Genomic DNA, 20,951 nt, shown 5'->3' on the forward strand with positions numbered 1-20,951 from the left:
TGTTCATATGTTAAAATCCAACATTTATACCGAAAGTGAATTGACGAGTCATTGGGAAGTTTCCTAAGTCCACCCCAAAGTTAGTATCCGCAGCACCAGCTACTTGAGGATCTAATCCACCATATTTAGTAATTGTAAATAGGTTGTTGACAGCGGCATGAACACGAAGTCTGCTCAATCTTAGTTTATTCGCCAATTCCATTGGGAAGTTGTAGGCAAATGAAAGGTTCTGGAATCTTAAATAAGAACCATCTTCTACGTAAAAATCACTAGATTGAGAACCTGTACTGAAACCATCATTTGCTTCAAAGATTGGAATTGTAGCACCTGTATTCTGCGGCGTCCAAGATTGTTTTACGCGCTCTGAGATGGCAGAACCTGCAAACAACGGATAGAAATCGGTAAATCTTTTTGAGATGTTAAAGATTTTGTTTCCGATTGATGTGTAGAAGTACGACAATACTTCAAAGTTTTTGTAGGTAAGACGGAAGTTCACTCCACCCGTAAATTTAGGTACTGGACTACCCAAATACGTACGGTCAGCAGCAGTTATTCTGCCATCTCCGTTCACATCAACATATCTGAAACGACCTACGCCAGATCCGTCTTGCGCTGGAGCATTTTTGATTTCTTCTTGGCTTTGGAAAAGACCTTGTACTTTATATCCGTAGAAAGAAGAAAGAGAATAGCCCAATTGGTTACGAATAGGGTTTACACCTCTAAAGCCAGGGTTTACGTCTTGCAAATAAGTAAGACCGCCACCGATTTCGGTAATTTTGTTATCAAGGAAGCTACCAGTAACATCAAATTCGTAGCCTACTTTACCCCCAAATTTACCGCGCGTAATTACTTGAATATCAATACCTTTATTAACCATCGTACCTACGTTAACCGAAGGAGGTGTAGCACCACCCACTGTCTGCGTAATTGGCAAGCGGTACAACAAATCTTTGGTATCTTTCTGCCACAAGTCGAAGATGACGTCCAATTTCCCGTTAAGGAATGAACCATCAATACCCACGTTTTTGGTAATACTTGTTTCCCATCTTGCATCAGGGTTTCCGATGCGTGATTGCCTGAAACCTCCTACTACACCACCGTTTGTACCGTTGATGTCGTACGACGAGTTTTCTACGCTTTGTGCATACAAATCATACTGATTAGCAGGAGCAACGTTATTTGAGTTACCCATCAAACCATATCCCCCGCGAATTTTCAAATCAGTAACCCAAGAGAATTGTTTCATGAATGGCTCATCCGAAAGTCTCCATGCCGCAGATACCGCTGGGAATACCCCATATCTGGTGTTTGCACCAAATCGAGAAGAACCGTCACGACGAAGTACCCCTGTAATGATGTATTTATCTTTCAAGTTGTAAATCGCTCTACCAAAATAGGAATTAAATGTAATCCCGTTGTCTTTGGTACTGTTTGCTGGGTTTCTGATATCCAAGGTAGAGATTGTAATGTAGTTTGGATCACCAGAGAATGGGTTACGGCCATCGGCGCGTAAATCTTTTCCAAAGCCCGTGTTAAGTGCTTCTTGTCCAACCAATAAATCCAAATTATGGATACCAAATTTCTTCTTGTAAGAAATTGTATTCGTAAAAGTCCATCCCAATCTAAATCCACCACTTTCGTTATAAGACCAGTTAACACCTTTATTTTCAAGGGTTTCATAAATTGGACGACCATACCCCCAGCTGTAGAAATTAGTAAAGTTACCCCCGATTGATGAACGCAACGTCAAGTCTTTGATTGGGTCAACTTCGATGTAGAAGTTACCAGACGCCAAAGCATTGTAGTTTTTGTTGAGCTTACCAGCCTGTTGGTTAGCAATAGGGTTTGAACCTTGTCCGAAACCTAGGGCAGTAGTACCCGCAAATCCACCAAATTCGTCATAAACAGGGATAATTGTAGGCGATCTGAATGCGCCCAAGATATCGTTTTCATCTTGTGACGACTGCAATCCTTCATTTCCTCCCTGACGGCCTAAGATTTGAAGAAAAGTAAGTTGGATATTTTCACCAATTCGTACATTTTTGAAAATATCAAACTCTGTATTCACACGCATCGCATAACGCTTTGCACGCTGGCTTGGCAAAATACCTTGTTGGTCTTGCATTGACAGACCCACATAAAAACGAGACGCATCACCTCCACCTTCAAAACCTAAGCTATGTCTGCTGATTGTTCCTGTTTGGGTCAATTCTTTATACCAGTCAGTTCCTGCCTTGTTAGCTTTGATAACTTGGTAGAAATCACCAATAGTTGGTCCAGTAATGTTATACTTCAAACGTTCTGCGGCCAAATCAACCGTTCCAATTACCCCACTTCTATTACCTACTTTAAGGTAATCGGGCAATACTGGCGTTGGACCTGAACCATACTGAGGGTGAGAGAGAGGCGAACCAGAGTTTTTAAGCGCTATCCAAGTCCAATCTGCTTGGTCTTGTGGGTTCATCATTTTTTGTCCTTTACCTGGATCAGTAAGACCATATACACCATCGTAAGTAACGCTCAGTTTTCTAGCTGATTTTTTACCTCTTTTAGTAGTATATACAATCACACCGTTGGCCGCTCTTGCTCCATAGATAGAAGCTGCCGACGCATCTTTCAATACCGTCGTAGATTCAATGTCTTCTGGGTTCAAGAAGTTTACGTTACCTACTGGGTATCCATCAACAATGATGAGCGGTTCGTTACCACCAAATGCCCCAAAACCGCGAACCCGAATCTGGCTTCCTGACCCTGGTTGGCTGGTAGTCACAACCGTCAAACCTGCGACCCGACCTTGTAATTGTTGCTCAACACTTGAAGATGGCACCGTTGTAAGGTCTTTGGTTTTTACGGTAGAAATAGCCCCCGTTGACTCACGGCGCTTATCTACACTATAACCAGTGACAACCACTTCAGTCAAAGCATTTGCTTCATCCTCAAGCTTGGCATTAATAACTGTTTGGTTTCCAACTGGGACTTCCTGCGATTTGTAACCAATCGCCGAAATAACTAATACAGGATTGGCACCTTTGACATTGATAGTGAAAGCGCCGTCGGCATCTGCTGACGTTCCCACGTTACTACCTTTCAACAACACGGTGGCTCCTGGAATAGGGCCATCAGAAGCCATTACTTTCCCCGATACTTTACGTTCTTGGGCGTGTGCTGGGTCGGGAGCAAGGAGAAGTAGGAACATCCAAGCAACCACACACGTCAACAGTGAGTAGAACTTTGTTCTCATAAGAAAAAACTGATAGGTTAAAAAGTGAACAAAAAATATAAAAAAAATACAAATTTTCTAGGTACAAAAAAAACATAATAATACGTTACATACGTACACAGTCTATGTTTCAAAAATTGACAATAATGCGTGGGAAATTGTGCAACACCCAAAAGCTACCTTTTGGGTTGCTTCTAGAAACGTACTCAGTAAATAGATAACGAACGTGTGGAGAAAAGCCTTACGGCTAACTAATAGGTACTAACAAACGAACAATTCTGCTAATCCAACTAAAAAGAGTTTATAAATGACTATATACTTACAAAAAAATAAAAATCTTTGTTTTTGGCTAAATCAAACACATTTTCACTAAGTATCATATTGATAATTAGTGCGTTTATTTTTCTTAATTTTATCGGCTGTTGTTCGGAGGAACGTATTATTTACCTCTAAAATGGATTATTCTAAGAAAGAAAAACGGGCGTCGTGGTTTGATTGAGAGTTTTGAAACGTTATTATAAAGAATTCAGCGTACTGGTATATATCATTATGATACAAACTTATTGGGTTGACGTCGATATTCCAAATTTTTTCTTTTTTTTGTGCAAAATTTACGCGTATGCTCCCTAGCGAAAACATAAAAGATTTTTTAGACCAAGGTCCCGAGTACCTCCCAAGTGTGTCGGTTGATTGCGTCATTTTTGGGTTTCATGAACAACAGCTAAAGGTGCTTCTACTCGAATTTAAAAAAACCAAAGCCCATGCCTTACCTGGCGGGTTTGTGTTTAAAAATGAAAGCACCGCCGAGGCCGCCAAACGAATTTTGTGGGAACGTACAGGGGTAAAAGACATTTATTTGGAGCAATTTTACACATTTGGAGAGCCGAATCGCGGCAACTGGGATGTCCACAAAGCAACCATGGCCTCCCACGGGTTTGATCTTGCAAAAGAGCATTGGTTATTGCAGCGTTTTATTACGATTGGCTATTATGCCTTGGTGGACTTTTCTAAAGTAAAACCCACCCCCGATATTTTTTCGGACGTGGGCGATTGGTACGATGTACACGATGTTCCCCCCTTGATTTTAGACCATAATCGTATTGTTGCCAAAGCCCTCGAAACGCTTCGGCTCACCATTGATCATAAATTGGTGGGCTTCAACTTGCTTTCGGAGACATTTACCATGAACGAGTTACAGTCATTGTACGAAACCGTGCTAGATAAGAAGTTGTTACGGGCAAATTTTCAGCGTAAGATGCTGAATTTAGGAATTTTGGAACGGGTCAAAAAGAAGTTTACGGGCAAAGCCCATAAACCCCCTTTTGTGTACAGATTCAACGCCGAAGCGCTAGACAAACAAAATTCATAGGTAGCGTGAGAAATGCTTAATGATAAAGGGATTATTGGTTAGGTATTGCGTTTTGAAATTGAATCATAATGACCGACATCAGAATTTGATGGGGCATCGCGTCAGGATTTTTGAAGACAAAATAGACGTCTTGAAACCCTTCTGTAGGCTCAATTTTGGCCACAGCCTGTTGAGCCCCTCGACGAATCATGGCACTCATATCAAAACCGCCTGCTCCTTGTCCTTGACGGCGCTGGGCATTGGCTCCGCCTGCCGCTGTTGTGGCATTGTTGGAGGCGGCAGGTGGTGGCCCCATCACTGGGTCTTTTACCACAACTGGTGTAGATTTTCCAATTAGCTTTCCAGTAGGTGAACCCAGACGCACTTCTATCGTTCCGCCAACTGCCCCTACGCGGGTGGTTGCTTGAACCAAAGCTTCTATTTGCTTAATACCCGTCAAATCGAGGTGGTTGTAAGCAATATACGAATCCGTGCCAATAAGATTAAACGACTTATTGGGCGTAATCAAAAGCTCAGAACCTTTGGTTTTGTCTGCCTTGGCAGGGTCAAGTGACGGATTCCGCAAATGTAGAATATCCTCTGACATCAACGGTGAAAGTAACTTTGTTCCCCTATCGGTGTAGGCAGCCCGCAATACATAACTACCACGGCCATTTTCTCCTTTGGGAACGGCTGGCGTGTGCGCTCCTTTGGTCGCAAACGATGGGGCTTGTAGCGGTTTTTCGCCCAAACTCATGATATAATTCACCATCGTTGTGGCATCATTGGGCGAAATTTGTGGGTGCGCACTCATGGCGTGATCTCCCCATACGCCTCCCCCACCCGATATAACCTTCTGGGCCAACTTCTCTATGGCAGCGGCATCGCCTTTGTATTTTTGGGCAATGTCGCGGTAGCTCGGCCCCACCGATTTTTTATCCACAATATGGCACGACTTACAATCGCTGGCGTTTATCAATTTGTAGCCTGTATTAAATCGAACCGAAGCGTCGGTGGTATGGTAGTTGGCTGCTATTTCCACGGGGTCAAAAGTGTCTGGCATGTAATCCAGATTTACCGCTACTTGATTGGGAGAAATCTTTCCGTTTTCCAAGCTACCATCCTCTTTGTCATTGACCTTCACTTGGTATTCGATGGGTTCGTTAGGAAAGAAAAACGATTTATTACCCTTTGTTACTTCAAACACTACTTCTGGCGCTTCGTTTCCAGCCTTGATTTCAATCGAACGGCTGTTTTTCGCCCCTTTGGCATCCGTAACTGTCAAGGTAGCTTTGTAAGAACCAGGCTTGTCAAACGTAACGGTAGGATTAGCTTCAGTTAGGGTTTTCAATACGCCCGCTTTTGAAGTAATTTTCCATTCGTAGTTGAGTTTATCATTGTCGGCATCTTTGGTACCTTCGGATGAGAACGCTACTTTGAATGGTACCGCGCCTGCTTTACGGTCGGCAGCTGCCTGAACAACGGGCGTACGGTTGCCTGCGTTGTACTGTACTTTTACTAGGCGTGCGTTGTCATTTCCCCTAAACCAAGCACTTCCGTATTCGAGTACGTACAAATCTCCGTCGGGGCTAAAGTCCATGTCGATGGCGCTGCTGAAATTTTCGCTGGGCATAAAACGCTCCATTGATTTATAGTCACCTTTTTCATCCATGGTAATTGCCATAATCCAGCCGCGCATAAAATCAACCGCTAGCCATTTTCCTTCGTAATAATCGGGGAACGGACGGGGTGCATTTTTGAAATCAGCTTTGCGAAACACAGGACCTCCCGTGGCACTTCGTCCCGAACTCCCCACCAGCGGAAATTCAGGAGAATTGGCATAAGGATACCAAATAAATGCTTTTTGGGCAGGTGGCAACTCGCGCAAACCCGTGTTGTTGGGTGAGTCGTTGATGGGTTTGGCAGGGTCAAACTTTGAATCTGCTTTCAGTTTATTCGTTTCAAAATCCCAATCACCATATATTTTATTATCTCCAATAAAATAAGGCCAACCGAAAAACCCTGGCCCTTTGGCTTGGTTGAGTTCATCGTAACCACGCGGCCCACGTTCCGAGTCTTTGGAGGCATCGGGGCCTACTTCTCCCCAATACAAAAAGCCCGTTTTACTGTCGAGCGTTGGGCGCCAAGGATTGCGATGCCCCATCGTATAAATCTCGGGACGGGTCTGAGGAGTACCTTTGGGAAACAAATTCCCTTCTGGAATCGTATATTTTCCGTCGGCTTGCGGTTTGATGCGCAAAATTTTTCCGCGAAGGTCGTTGGTATTGGCCGCACCTCTTTGGTCATCCCAAGTACTTTGGTTAGGACGTTCATCAATGGGCGCATAGCCATCAGAATTGCTATTGCTTGTGTTATTTCCTGTTGTTAAGTATAGATTCCCAGCTTTGTCAAACACCATTCCGCCACCCGTATGGCAGCATTCTTCGCGCTGTGTGGGCACTTCCAGCATTATTTTTTTGGATGCATCCACCAGTTCATTGCCTTTCAACTCCCAGCGCGCTAGCACGTGCTTTTTCTCACTAGGATCGGCATAGTACATATATATCCAGTTGTTTTTGGCATAATTTGGGTCGGCAATGAGCCCCATTAACCCTTCTTCTGCCTCACGCACTTGTCCTTGGCGATTGGTATATTTTGTATTAACAGGAATCGTGGCCAATACACTCACTTCCTTCGTTTTAGGGTCGTATGCTTTTAAGTTTCCTTTTCGCTCCACAAACAAAATCCGCTTGTCGGGCAAGAACGTTATTTCCATCGGCTCGTCGAGCTTTTCGGTCAGTACGCTTTTGGTAAAACGATTTTCGTCGGGAGGAGTAGGCTGTTGGGCTTGTGAAGTCATAACAACGACACTTGCAATCAACCCCACAGCAGAGTGACGGAATAGGTAGAAAAGTTTCTTCATCGAAAAAAGGCTGGTCTTGTAATTATTTTAATAGAAAGTTGAACTTATGCACCATCAAATGTACTTTTCATTCTTTGTATCAACGGGGTACAATAGATAAAAAACACTAAGTTACCGACGAGTAGCGTTTTATTACCGAAGAATCCGAATTAAATCCTAGTTAAAATCATCAAAGATATTTCAATAAAAAAATACTTATCTTTAACATTGAGCATCAATCAAGTAAGATATTCCACGCAACGTTTTTTCTATGAAAGTTTTAGTCGTCGAGGATGAGCCTAAGCTCGCAGGGTTTATCAAGAAAGGTCTTGAGGAACAGTCTTGGGAAGTAGAAATAGCTTATGATGGACAAGTAGGCAGTAGTTTTGCTTTGTCAAATCATTATGATGTGATTGTGCTCGACGTCAATTTACCCAAAATAAACGGGTTTGAGCTCGCTGCTTTGTTGCGCAAAGAAAATATAACGACCCCCATTTTGATGCTCACGGCACTTGGCACACTCAAAGACAAAATAAGTGGGTTCGACTCAGGAGCCGATGATTATTTGGTAAAACCATTTGAATTTCAAGAACTTATTGTTCGGCTGAGGGCACTTCAAAAACGTACCAGCGACCATAAGCAAACGCAAAACGTGCTACGAATTGCTGATTTGGAATTAGACCTCAATGAGCGAATAGCCCGCCGAGCAGGAAGCCGCATTGAATTGACGGCCAAGGAATTTGGCTTGTTGGAATACTTGATGCGTAACCGAGGCAGGGTGGTTTCAAGGGTGGACATTGCGGAGAAAGTTTGGGATATTCATTTCGATACGGGCACCAACACAATAGACGTGTATGTGAATTTCCTCCGCAAAAAAGTAGATAAAAACTTCCCTGCTAAACTTATTCATACCGTGGTAGGAATGGGTTATATTATGAAAGAACCCAAAGAATCATGAACATCCGTCTGAGGCTGACCCTTCTTTTTGCCATATTGGTAGCCTCCATTATGCTGGTGTTTTCGTTGTCGGTGTATTATTTGTACGACCAATTTCGAGAACAAGAATTTAACAAACGACTCCAAGAAAAAGCAAAGACGACAGTTCGCCTGTTGGAAGATGTCAGTGGAATCACCGAACCTTTGCTCCATGCCATCGACCGTAATAACCTTACGGCCATGCACAAAGAAGAGGTGACTATTTACGACGTCCAGAACAAAATTATTTATGACAGCGGCAAAGAGCCCTTTTCGGTAAGCCCCGCAGTACTGCAAAGCATCCGCGATGGCAAGTCGTTTAGGGAGCAAGAGGGCGAAAAAGAAATCATCGGAATACGCTACATTGACCGACGCAAAGAGGTACTCGTCGTAATAGCCTATGCCGTTGATTTATACGGATTTAGCAAACTAGAACGGCTCCGAAGTATCCTCGTAACGGGTTGGGCTATCAGTTTGTTTGTGGTATTATTTTCTGGGTGGTTGTTTGCAGGAGACGCCCTTCGGCCCGTGTCCGAAATCATCGAACAAGTAAAAAATATCTCGGCCCGCAACATCCATGAGCGCCTGACGATTGGTCGAGAAAAAGATGAGTTGGCCCAATTGGCCATTACCTTCAACGAACTTTTAGGCCGCTTAGAAGTTGCTTTCACTTCCCAGCGCAGTTTCGTCTCGCACGCTTCCCACGAGTTACGAACCCCTTTGGCAATTATGATGGGACAATTGGGCGTATCGCTTATGCAAGAACGAACGGCCGAAGCCTACCGCGACACCATCAAAGAAACGATTGAAGAAGTAAAAAAAATGCGGGATTTGGTGAACGGCTTGTTAGAACTCGCCCGCCTCAACGACGACTCTTCCCAGTTTTTTGTGCATCCCCTACGCGTGGACGAACTCCTTTGGCAAGCCCGCGAAATATTACTGACCCACATGCCCAACTACAACGTTCACATTGAGTTTGACCAGTTTCCCGAAGACGAAGAAGCCTTAGAAATTGAAGGAGATGCGTCTTTACTGCAAACTGCGTTTATGAATTTGATGGGAAATGGTTGTAAATATTCTCAAGATAATCGGGTAAACGTGACGCTTTACATTCAAGAAAAAGCAATACGGATTGTCTTTGTTGACCGTGGAGTGGGAATAGCCCAAAAAGACCTTCCCCATATTTTTGAGCCCTTTTACCGCGCCGAAGCTACCCAATCCATCAAAGGGCATGGCGTGGGCCTTGCCTTGACTGAGCGCATCATCAAACTACACAAAGGCGACATTCGGGTGCGTTCGCAACTGGGTGTAGGCACACATTTTATTGTTACACTGCCTTTTTAATCTTGTTTTAATAGGCAATTAACCTGCTTTTAATCGAAGAAAGGGAGCTTTGTGAGACATAAACGCCACCTCTTTGTATGAAAGCCAAAACGCATCATCCCCTCTTCGATGAGCATGAAGTCCTTCACGAACTAAAACACTTTTTGCCAGCCCAAGCTCCGCTCAAAGATTTTATCCACCACAATACACTTCACGCATTTCAGCACCAGAATTTTTATCAAGCATTGAGAAATGCGTCGGCATTTTTTGGATACAAAGTAACGCTGACACTGGACGAATACCGTGAACGGTACATGCAAAATCGCATTAGCGAGGAAGTGCTCGAAAGGGTTATTGCCGAACGAAAAGGGAAAGAGGAAGTAGGTGTTTGGAAACGTAAAGCCCTCACAGGCAACTATGACCCTACCATTTCGGGCAGAATTGGACTCCTCCGCGACAACTGGAAAAAACTCTACCGCATCGACTTAGACTTACTGGTACACCCACTTTTCTTTAGAGTAGTCTGTAGTTATTTAGACCAAGGTATCTCGATTTGGGGTTTTCCAGTGGCACACAAAGGGTTCCTTTCGTCAATACGCGAAATGGAACGGAATACTTTCGCTAGTTTTTTTAAGGCAGAACGGGCTAAAAAATTACTCTTCAACGAAAACTGTCAAATCAGCGATTTGTTGAAGTTGCTTATCGGTGATGAATCATTGTACAAACAATACCTCTACGACCTACAGTTTGCCCACCAAGGATGGTCGGGAATCGTATCGGTCTTGGAAGATCAGCCTCAACTGTTGCTTGACCGCAAGAAGATTAGCCTTCGAGAACTGATTATCTTTGAACTACTGTTAGAAATCGACGCACTCGACGACAAATATCAGGGCAACTGGGCACCATTAGCATCTCGCTTAGAAACTCGCCCAACCCCTATTTTTGCTAAAGTTCCTTACACTGAATTTCACGAAGTGATTGAGATTTGGCAGGAGGCGTTTGAGTGGAGTTTTTACGACCAAGTGTTGGCAGGAATGAAACAGGGTACTTCAACCACCAACGCTCCTGTGTCTAAGACATTTCAGGCAATGTTTTGTATGGACGACCGTGAGTGCTCTATTCGCCGTTATGTAGAGCAGCACGACCCTCATTGTCAAACGTTTGGCACTCCTGGCTTCTTTGGCGTTGAGTTTTATTACAAACCCAAACACGCCAATTCGATTACCAAACAATGCCCTGCGCCAGTTACGCCTACTTATTTAATAAAAGAGCTAACAAACGAAAAGGAAAAGCGCGAACGTGATCTCCATTTTACCAAACATTCACATACGCTTTTGAGGGGTTGGCTGATTTCACAAACGTTGGGTTTTTGGTCGGCACTACGTTTGGCGCTTACTGTCTTTAAACCTTCTTTGAGCCCTGCCACCAGCTCTTCGTTCAAGCACATGGACGAATTTTCGGAATTAACCATTGAAAATACCAACCCTGACGACAAAGAAAATGGGTTGCAGATTGGGTTTACGATTGAAGAAATGGCCACTCGGGTCGAAAACCTACTGCGTAGTATTGGTTTGGTCGATCACTTTGCACCGCTGGTGTATGCCGTAGGACACGGCTCCACGAGCGTCAACAATACGCACTATGCGGGATATGACTGCGGCGCGTGTTCGGGACGGCCAGGGTCGGTCAATGCGCGCGTTATCAGCTACATGGCCAACCACCCTAAAGTGCGCTTGTTGCTGCGAGAAAGGGGCATTGATATTCCCGAAACGACTCAGTTTTTGGGAGCGTTGCACGATACCACCCGCGACGAAATTGCCTTTTACGATACCGCCGCACTTTCGGCAACCAATGCAGCTTTGCACCAACAAAACGAAGCTAATTTTAACAAAGCCTTGGATTTCAACGCCAAAGAACGGTCGCGTCGTTTTGAGTCAATTGATTCTCACTTGCCCGTTGAAAAAGTACACGAAAAAATCCGCCGTCGTTCGGTTTCTTTGTTTGAACCACGCCCCGAACTCAACCACGCCACCAATGCCCTTTGTATTGTTGGGCGTCGTGATATTTCTAAGCATTTGTTTCTCGACCGTCGTTCGTTTATGAATTCGTTCGACTACCGCGTTGACCCAGAAGGCAATTACCTAACGACGATTCTCAACGCAGTAGCTCCCGTAGCAGGGGGTATCAATTTGGAATATTATTTTTCACGGGTTGACAACCAAAAACTAGGTGCAGGAACCAAACTTGCCCACAACGTAATGGGGCTGTTTGGAGTAGCCAACGGTATCGATGGTGACTTACGCCCAGGGCTTCCGAGCCAAATGATTGAAGTCCATGATCCAGTTCGGCTCATGGTGATTGTGGAGCATTTTCCATCGGTAGTACTGCGCTCTATCCAGAAATCGGCCGCTACCTATGAATGGTTCATGAACCAGTGGATTCATTTAATAGTGGTAGAACCTACGACCCAAGCCTTCTATCTTTTCAAGAACGGCGAATTCGTCGAATATCACCCTATCAAACAAGCCATAGAGGTGGTAGAAAATGTCCCATCCTTGGTCGAAGCCCACGAGGAAAACCTCCCCATTTACCTTCTTCAGTAGTCGATAAACCATTATTTTCATGACATCCATCCTTCATATTTTCATACTGATTCCGCTTTTAGGTTTTCTAGTTAGTTTGTTATTACCGCCCAAAAACGAAGTCGTCATTTCGCGCTCAGCTATCTTTACGGTGGGGCTTCAGCTGCTAACCGCCGTTGGTTTTTGTGCCTATTGGCTCTTTCAACACAGACCAACGATTGAAGTCAAAGACTTTTCGCTCTTTAGTTCGTCGGGCTATGAGTTTTTGATTACCTTTTATTTTGACGGCATCACCGCCGTTTATCTGCTGGTAGGCGCATTTTTATCATTTTTAGTGACCATCTATAGCCGTGCGTATCTCCACCGCGAAGCAGGTTACAAACGCTTTTTCAATACCATCCTCTTTTTTTATTTAGGGTACAACGTCGTCATTTTCTCGGGCAACTTCGAGACGCTGTTTGTCGGCTGGGAAATTTTAGGAATTTCTTCCTTTCTTTTGATTGCCTTCTACCGCGACCGTTATCTGCCCGTTAAAAACGCCATTAAAGTATTTTCTGTCTATCGTATTGGCGATTTAGGGCTTATTTTGGCGATGTGGGCAAGTCACCATTTGTGGCACGAGAACATTACATTTCTCAAATTAAGCAACCACGAATTGGTACACGAACACCTCCAAAACCACAGTTGGGTAGGCATTTTTATTTCGTTGATGATCTTGTTGGCAGCAGCGGCCAAATCAGCCCAATTGCCCTTTTCGGCTTGGTTGCCCCGTGCCATGGAAGGCCCCACACCCTCTAGTGCTATTTTTTACGGTTCGTTGTCGGTACATTTTGGCGCATTTTTGCTGTTACGTACTTTCCCTTTTTGGGAAGAACAAACTTCCGTTCGGATTTTAATAGCGCTTCTAGGAATCATCACCAGTGCCATTGCTACGCCCATTGCTCGGGTGCAATCGTCGGTCAAAAGCCAAATAGCTTACGCCTCTATTGCCCAGATTGGGCTGATTTTCGTTGAAATTGCCGCGGGGCTTGAAACAATTGCTTTAATCCACTTTGCTGGAAACGCGTTTTTACGCACCTATCAGCTGTTGGTTTCTCCTTCGGTAGTGAGTTATTTGATTCGCGAACAGTTTTACAATTACGTGCCACGCCAACATACGTTTGAAGACTCTCTTCCCAAAAAGTTGGAATATACCGTCTATTTGTTAAGCCTCAAAGAGTGGAACCTCGACTCGTTTATGAACCACATTGTGTGGAAACCACTCCGCCGCGTAGGTCGTAAACTAGACTTTTTGACCCACAATCGTTTGCTTATGCTGTTTGTGCCTACCTTTTTATTGGCACTTATTGCCTATAATTTTCAAGACAAACTTTCGGCCCAAAGCCACGTGTACTTGCCGATTTTGTTTGCCGCCATTGGGTTATTAATGGTATTAAAGTCTTATTCTGAGCGTAAAAGCCCACAAATGAGCTGGTTGTTGCTGATTATGAACCACTTTTGGGTCGCCTTAGCGATTTCGTTCAATGAGCACTTTACGCTTGAAGAAATACTTTTTTACCTCAGTGGTGTGGTAATTGCGGGCGGGGTCGGTTATGCCTGCTTGCGACGACTCAAGCTACTCGAACCCAAGGTTGACTTAAACCAATTTGCGGGGCATGTATATGAGCATCCAAAGCTAAATTTGATGTTTTTGCTAGCCGCAATGGGGCTCATGGGTTTTCCTATTACACCCACTTTTATTGGCGAAGACTTGGTGTTTAGCCACATCCATGAAAACCAGATTGTGCTTGCGTTTTTATGTTCTATTGGTTTTGTGTTTGAAGGGATTGCGATTGTACGCATTTACGGACGTGTCTTCCTCGGCCCACATACCAAACATTACCACGAAACAGCCTATCGTTCTTCGTAAAAAACGGTTTTAACCCGTTTTTAATACCGCCTTAACTCCCCTTTAATTCGGCAGGAAGACTTTTGCAAACAGTTAATCGTCTCCTTTTTACCATAATTTCTCAAGTTAATAAACAAGACTTATGAAATCGAAAAATAACATTTTTGACAGTCTTCAAGCGCATTGGGCAAAAGATTTATTGTCGGGTTTTTTGGTGTCTTTGATTGCCCTACCGCTATGTTTGGGTATCGCAGGTGCCAGTAATTTCCCGCCAATCATGGGCGTAATGACTGCCGTTGTTGGGGGGATTGTCGTGGCATTTTTTGCGGGTTCAGAACTGACAATCAAAGGCCCCGCCGCAGGTCTGATTGTTATTGTTGCAGGTGCGGTTGAAGAACTAGGAAAAGGAGACAACGAAGTAGGCTGGAAACTAGCACTGGGTGTAGTGGTTGTAGCAGGGTTAATCCAAATCGTGTTGGGGTTATTGAAAGTAGCCAAGCTCGCCGATTTTTTCCCTCTTTCGGCCGTCCACGGAATGCTCGCCGCTATTGGTATCATTATCATGTCCAAGCAGTTGCACTTGGCCGTAGGTATTGCCCCAGCAGAAATGAAAGGTAAAGAACCGCTTGAGTTGCTCGAAATGGTCCCTCATAGCCTCATGCACATGGAATACCACATCGCCATCATTGGCGGTATCAGCTTGTTGATTTTGTTCGGTTGGCCTTATCTTCAAATCAAAGCCCTCAAAAAAGTCCCACCAGCCTTGGTAGTACTAATCGTAGGGGTATTGTTAGGTCAATATTTTCACTTGACAGAGCCTTCTTACAAAAACCTAAAACCGTTGGTAAGCCCTGGAGATTTCTCGATTAACCTCAACGCCGACTTTTCGGTACTTACCAACAGCGAGTTACTTCCTGTCTTTTTGAAATACCTTTTGATGTTTGTATTAATTGGTTCATTAGAATCACTTTTGACAGGCCGCGCCATTGACTTGATTGACCCTGAAAAACGGAAATCAGATTTAAGCAGAGACCTTACGGCGGTAGGTATCGGTAACACAATATCAGGTCTTTTGGGGGGGTTGCCCATGATTTCGGAAGTAGCACGTAGTTCGGCCAATATCAATAACGGCGCTAAAAGCCGCTGGGCCAACTTCTTCCACGGCATTTTCTTGTTGTTGTTTGTAGTAATGCTCGTACCCGTAATCAAAATGGTACCCGTTGCTTCTTTGGCCGCAATGTTGATTTTTGTAGGCTTCCGTTTGGCTTCTCCCAAAGAGTTTGCGCACGTCTATCACATTGGTAAAGAGCAACTAACCATTTTCTTGATTACCATTATCGCCACCATCGCCACCGACTTATTGGTGGGTATTGCGGCGGGGATTTTGACCAAATTTATTATTCAGTTGGCTTTTGGAGTACAGATAAAAGATATAATCCAGTCTCGTTTTGAATTAACAGAACAAGAATTAGGTGTGTATCACCTTAGCGTAAAAAATGCAGCGGTGTTTGCCAATTATCTTAAACTCAAAGCACAATTAGCGAAAGTACCGCAAGGAAGTTCATTGATTATTGACTTCTCAAAGGCTGCGTACGTTGACCACACAGTAGCCGACAACCTGAATAATTTTAGAAGAGAGTTTGAGGCCGCAGGAGGAGTATTGTCGCTCAAAGGACTGGATTTGCACGAAAGTTTGTCGGAGCATCCATTGGCAGCGCGTCGTTTGCCCAAGCATTTGCGCAAAACGCTGGTAGAAATGGCTTAATGTTTAATAAACAATAAGTTTAGTTAAGTTAGTATATTTTAGAGTGCAAAAGGGAGGTTTTACCTCCCTTTTGCATTGGTTTACGAGCACTTACACACCGTTATTTGTTATCTGTTAACCGTATAGTTAGCTCTAAAACACTACATTTTAACACAATTAACAGCTAACGGTTAACAATTAACCATGCCTGAGCACTTAGGCCGAAATCCAGCTAAAATTATACGCTAACTCAGGTACTTTTGTACGGTCAGCCACACGTCGAAGTCGAGCAGGAAGTGCCATGAGGTAGTCACGCGCGCGTTCACCTGCGTCATTAAGATCAGGCACTTTATCGATTTTCCATTCTTCCAGAAGCGATTCCATAATTTCGATGTAATCGTGGGTTGTATAAACACCCAACCGCTGTGCTGCATCCGAATAATGGCTGAATGTTTCGCTGAGTTTGACCCCTGTTTCACGTAAGAAGTGCGCAGGCATGACGATTTTTTTGCGCATCATGTCTTCAAACGCCAACATCATTTCTGAAGGATCGACTTCAAAAATGCGATTTACAAACGACTTATACGCCTTGGCATGGCGCATCTCGTCGGCGGCAATTACGCCACACATTTTTGAAAGCAGATGATTACCGCATTGTTTGGCCAAAGTTGCCGTGCGTCGGTGCGATATGTTGGTCGCTAATTCTTGAAACGACGTATAAATGAAGTTACGATAAGGATCCGTTCCTGTTTCGATATCGAAGCCATCCGAAATCAAATACTGCGTAGAAACTTCCATAGCACGCATATTGACCCGCCCCGACAAGTACAAATATTTGTTGAGAAGATCGCCGTGGCGATTTTCTTCGGCAGTCCAAGCCCGAACCCATTTTGTCCAAGCTTGTTCAGGTTCTTGTTGGTTAATTCCTTCAACGGTCATCAACCACGACTCATACGTGGGCAATGCCTCTTCGGTAATGGTATCACCTACCAATACAGCAATATAATCGTACGATAATTCGCGAGCAGCCTCTTGAAGAAGCTTTACTTCGGTAAAAAAGCTCTCTTTGGTCGAATCAGGCAAAAAATCCGCAGGCTGCCACAAAGTCTCGACAGGCTTCAGAAATTCGTCGTAGATGGAATCAATCTTTTGACCGATAAACTTCATTACCTCTATCCGAGTGGAGGGAAGTTGCATAAAACTAAGATTATGAAATAAGTGTCCGAGAAAATTTCCCGAAGGTAGCAAGAATTTTAGGAAAGTTGGTGAGATGTTGGCCTCAGCTTGCTAAAACAGGCAAATGTTTGCGTAATTTTGGCGCTCAAAATCCCCGTTAGCGTGGCATGAAAAAAATAATTGATTACGTTTTAGGTAGCCTTTACCTGTTGTACTTTGGTTTAACTCTGGTGATTTTCCACCCAATTCAGATGGTATGTTTTCATTTGTTTGGGCGGCGTGTTCATCAAAAATCGGTACACGTACTAAATGGTTTTTTGTTGCATGGGCTTTATATTTTAGGAACCCGTTTGAGCTTTAAGGCAAAAGCTACGTTGCCTACCGACCGTCCTGTGATTTTTATTGCGAACCATCAAAGTATGTTCGATATCGTCGGAATGATTTGGTTTTTACGCAATAATTTTCCTTTGTTTGTGTCAAAAATTGAGTTGGCAAAAGGCATCCCCAGTATTTCGTATAACCTTCAGAAAAGCGGCGCGGCCCTCATCGACCGCCAAGATGGCAAACAAGCCATCATGGAAATAGCTCGATTGGCTAAGTTGATTGAAGAAACGAAATTTTCGGCAGCTATTTTTCCAGAGGGAACTCGCTCAAGAACTGGCGTATTAAAAGCCTTTGCCACAGGAGGCGTAGCTATTTTGGTCAAGAAAGCCCCCAACGCACTCGTTGTACCCATCGCCATAAAAAACACGGGAAAATTGAACCCAAAAGGCATTTTTCCGCTTAGTAGCTTTGAAAGTCTATCGTGGACGGTGCTTGAGCCCATCGAACCCAAAGGAAAAACGGTAGATGAAATTGTAGAGTTGGCCAAATCAAGTATTGAAAACGAATTAAAAAACGTCTAAACTGTTCATCAACTACTACTTTATAAAGGGCATAATTTGTAAATGTCATTTTATTTGTGATTAAAATAGTATAAATTTCGGGAGTATTCAACCGTTCAAATGTGTTGTGAGTCAAGCTAAAACCTTTGTGTTGGTCTTTTTCAGTGTCATGATTTGTTTCATGGCAGTGGTCAAACCTTTGGTTAACTGCCCCAAAAAAAACAGCCTTACTGAGCAACAAGAACAACAAGAAACCTCCTGCCCTGAGTCATGCGATGAAGAGGGAGGCGAAGAAACAGCCAAGGAAAATGCCGAATGGAACGACGAATTTTGGACTCCTTCCGTCGTAGGTTTTTCCATTTCATTACCTTCAAAAGCATCGAGCAGTTTTTTATATTTGGTTCATTTCTCCGAACACGTAGCTGCCATTAGCCTCCCCCCTCCCGAGTTTATCCCTTCTGTTTAATTTTTTTATTTCTTGCTTTCGCTCATGGAGCGAGAAAAAATACTACATGAGCTGTGGGTCAATCAGATTAAATGTAAGTAAAAGAAAATGAAGGGTTTATTTAAAGATATAAAGTACGACCTACCTGCGGGTTTGGTGGTATTTTTGGTTGCCTTGCCGCTGTGCCTTGGGATTGCACTTGCATCGGGAGCGCCACTTTTTTCAGGAATTATTACGGGGATTGTAGGTGGCTTGGTCGTGTCATTACTCAGTGGTTCGGCACTAAGCGTGAGCGGGCCAGCGGCGGGTTTAACCGTCATCGTCCTCAACGCTATTCAGCAAATTGGCTCATTTGAAGCCTTCTTATTGGCAGTTGTGCTTGCTGGAGTAATTCAAATTGTATTGGGGGTTATGAAAGCGGGAATCATCGGTCATTATTTCCCATCGAGTGTCATTAAAGGAATGCTTGCCGCGATTGGTTTGATTCTGGTTTTCAAACAAATTCCGCACGCATTTGGGTATGACAAAGACAGCGAGGGAGACTTTACATTTGTCCAAGTCGATGGTGAGAATACATTCTCGGAGCTTCTAAATGCCGTTAACTTTTTACATCCAGGCGCAGTGATTATCTCAACAATATCACTGCTAATCATCATTTTTTGGGACAAACCTTTTCTAAAAAAATACGCGATTTTTCGGTTAGTTCCTGCGGCACTTGTGGCCGTTGTGGCGGGAGTACTTATCAATAGCTATTTTGAGGTATTTTCTCCTATTCTTGCCCTAAAAAACGACCATTTGGTGAGCCTTCCAGTATCGGGTTCAGTGGAAGCGTTTATTGGGCATTTCACCTTCCCTAACTTTCAAGCTATTTCAAATCCACAGGTAATTATTACCGCTTTCACGATTGGGATAGTAGCAAGTTTGGAGTCGTTGCTGAGTGTTGAAGCTACCGACAAACTCGACCCTTTTAAGCGTAATACACCTACTAATCAAGAGCTTATTGCCCAAGGAACAGGCAACGTTATTGCAGGTCTATTGGGTGGATTGCCATTGACGGCAGTGATTGTTCGAAGCTCTGCCAATATCAATGCGGGTGGAAGAACCAAACTTTCGGGCTTTATTCATGGCGTGTTTTTATTGATAAGTGTCGTCGCTTTTGCAAGCTTGTTAAACAAAATCCCGTTGGCGTGTTTGGCAGCGGTGCTGTTAGTGGTGGGATACAAACTAGCCAAAATTTCTTTATTTAAATCCATGTACAAGCTTGGTTGGAGCCAATTTTTGCCTTTCGTCGTTACGGTTATTGCCATTTTACTAACCGATTTGCTCAAAGGTATTGGCATCGGGATGGCCGTTTCTATCTTTTTTATTTTGCGCAACAACTACAAACAAGCGTATCATTTCAACGAAGCAGGAACGCCCGACAAACGGCAGATTACAATTCAATTGGTAGAAGATGTGACTTTTATCAACAAAGGAGCTATTACACTTACCCTCGATAAATTGCCCAATGATGCCCAAGTGGTCATCGACGGCAGCAAATCACGTTTTATCGACATCGACGTTCTTGAAATTATTCATAATTTTAAAGAAACCGCCCTTTTGAAAGGCATTCAGCTTGAACTAAAAGGAATACCTGAGTTCCAAGGAGTGGCAGGACATTAGTTTATCGCATCATCTCAATCCAATATTTTTAACCCAAGCAAATGAAAGCACACACGAAAGAAACCCAAGCTAACTTAACGCCAAGAAAGGCGCTTGAAATACTGAAAGAAGGAAATTTGCGCTTTATCAAAAACCTGAAGGTGCAACGTGATTTGTTGGAACAGGTCAACGATACGCGTGAAGGACAATGGCCGTTTGCCACCATATTGAGCTGCATTGATAGCCGTACGTCATCCGAATTGATTTTTGACCAAGGTTTAGGCGATATTTTCTCCATTCGCATAGCAGGAAACATCGTCAATACTGACATTTTGGGAAGTATGGAGTTTGCATGCAAAATTGCGGGTTCAAAGCTCATTGTTGTACTTGGACATACCAAATGCGGCGCCGTAAAAGGAGCTTGCGACCACGTAGAAATGGGAAACTTAACGGAGCTTTTGGCTAAGCTTCAACCCTCAGTTTACCAAGAAAAAGAGACAAAATCAGACCGCACGTCTAAGAATAAAGTATTTGTTGAAAATGTAGCTCAAATCAACGTAAAGCGAAATGTAAAAAATATCATTGAGCGCAGCTTCATTTTAGAACAAATGGTAGAAAACGGAGAAATCGGCGTGGTAGGTGCTATGTACAACATTGAGACGGGTGAAGTAGAGTTTTATGACGATGTGATGTACATCCGCGATACCGAAAACCCCGATTTTACGGTAGCAAACCTGCGTGATTTGACCTTGGCTTAGTGAAAAATACCCCGTTGGGTGAAAGGTGTAAAAGCGTTTCGCTATTTTTGTACAACTCATAAAAT

13 protein-coding genes are annotated in these 20,951 nt (G+C 43.6%); 10 read left to right on the forward strand and 3 right to left on the reverse strand.

The window, feature by feature from the left end; genetic code table 11:
* Positions 1–10: 10 nt before the first annotated feature.
* Positions 11–3,241, reverse strand: coding sequence for a TonB-dependent receptor (locus tag DTQ70_RS17925; protein ID WP_122932077.1), 3,231 nt, complete (start codon positions 3,239–3,241; stop codon positions 11–13).
* Between the two features lie 598 nt (positions 3,242–3,839).
* Here DTQ70_RS17925 and DTQ70_RS17930 point away from each other — a divergent pair.
* The gene (locus DTQ70_RS17930; RefSeq protein ID WP_122932078.1) at positions 3,840–4,589 is read left to right on the forward strand and encodes an NrtR DNA-binding winged helix domain-containing protein; all 750 of its coding nucleotides are present in this window, start codon (positions 3,840–3,842) and stop codon (positions 4,587–4,589) included.
* Between the two features lie 31 nt (positions 4,590–4,620).
* Here the strand turns inward: DTQ70_RS17930 and DTQ70_RS17935 are convergent, their stop codons facing one another.
* Positions 4,621–7,491 carry a PQQ-dependent sugar dehydrogenase gene (locus DTQ70_RS17935; protein ID WP_122932079.1) on the reverse strand — a complete coding sequence of 957 codons (2,871 nt, stop codon included), beginning with the start codon at positions 7,489–7,491 and terminating at the stop codon, positions 4,621–4,623.
* 250 nt (positions 7,492–7,741) lie between these two features.
* Here DTQ70_RS17935 and DTQ70_RS17940 point away from each other — a divergent pair, with 250 nt between their 5' ends.
* The 5 genes from DTQ70_RS17940 to DTQ70_RS17960 all read left to right on the forward strand — a co-directional run bounded on the left by DTQ70_RS17940 (position 7,742) and on the right by DTQ70_RS17960 (position 16,003).
* Positions 7,742–8,428: a response regulator transcription factor gene (locus tag DTQ70_RS17940; protein WP_122932080.1), complete on the forward strand. Its 687-nt coding sequence runs from the start codon at positions 7,742–7,744 to the stop codon at positions 8,426–8,428.
* A complete protein-coding gene (locus DTQ70_RS17945) occupies positions 8,425–9,789 on the forward strand; it encodes a HAMP domain-containing sensor histidine kinase (protein WP_122932081.1) in 1,365 nt (454 codons plus the stop codon). The genes DTQ70_RS17940 and DTQ70_RS17945 overlap by 4 nt, the downstream gene beginning before the upstream one ends.
* 77 nt (positions 9,790–9,866) lie before the next feature.
* Entirely contained in the window at positions 9,867–12,371 is a 2,505-nt protein-coding gene (locus tag DTQ70_RS17950) for a YbcC family protein (protein ID WP_122932082.1), read from the forward strand.
* A 19-nt stretch (positions 12,372–12,390) separates the two neighbouring features.
* The gene (locus tag DTQ70_RS17955) at positions 12,391–14,259 is read left to right on the forward strand and encodes a proton-conducting transporter membrane subunit (RefSeq protein ID WP_122932083.1); all 1,869 of its coding nucleotides are present in this window, start codon (positions 12,391–12,393) and stop codon (positions 14,257–14,259) included.
* Between the two features lie 121 nt (positions 14,260–14,380).
* Positions 14,381–16,003, forward strand: a complete 1,623-nt coding sequence (locus DTQ70_RS17960; protein WP_122932084.1) for a SulP family inorganic anion transporter — start codon at positions 14,381–14,383, stop codon at positions 16,001–16,003.
* A 195-nt stretch (positions 16,004–16,198) separates the two neighbouring features.
* Here the strand turns inward: DTQ70_RS17960 and DTQ70_RS17965 are convergent, their stop codons facing one another.
* Positions 16,199–17,179 carry an acyl-ACP desaturase gene (locus tag DTQ70_RS17965; protein WP_206019535.1) on the reverse strand — a complete coding sequence of 327 codons (981 nt, stop codon included), beginning with the start codon at positions 17,177–17,179 and terminating at the stop codon, positions 16,199–16,201.
* A gap of 146 nt (positions 17,180–17,325) precedes the next feature.
* On the opposite strand from DTQ70_RS17965, the gene DTQ70_RS17970 reads away from it, so the two are divergent.
* The 4 genes from DTQ70_RS17970 (at position 17,326) to DTQ70_RS17985 (ending at position 20,886) form a co-directional block, all read left to right on the forward strand.
* Positions 17,326–18,063: a 1-acyl-sn-glycerol-3-phosphate acyltransferase gene (locus DTQ70_RS17970; protein ID WP_122932086.1), complete on the forward strand. Its 738-nt coding sequence runs from the start codon at positions 17,326–17,328 to the stop codon at positions 18,061–18,063.
* Positions 18,064–18,169: 106 nt separating this feature from the next.
* A complete protein-coding gene (locus DTQ70_RS17975; RefSeq protein ID WP_164490094.1) occupies positions 18,170–18,508 on the forward strand; it encodes a hypothetical protein in 339 nt (112 codons plus the stop codon).
* A gap of 87 nt (positions 18,509–18,595) precedes the next feature.
* Entirely contained in the window at positions 18,596–20,149 is a 1,554-nt protein-coding gene (locus tag DTQ70_RS17980) for a SulP family inorganic anion transporter (RefSeq protein WP_122932088.1), read from the forward strand.
* Between the two features lie 41 nt (positions 20,150–20,190).
* Positions 20,191–20,886 carry a carbonic anhydrase family protein gene (locus DTQ70_RS17985; protein WP_122932089.1) on the forward strand — a complete coding sequence of 232 codons (696 nt, stop codon included), beginning with the start codon at positions 20,191–20,193 and terminating at the stop codon, positions 20,884–20,886.
* Positions 20,887–20,951 lie beyond the last annotated feature (65 nt).

Source organism: Runella sp. SP2 (assembly GCF_003711225.1).
Taxonomy (GTDB): domain Bacteria; phylum Bacteroidota; class Bacteroidia; order Cytophagales; family Spirosomataceae; genus Runella.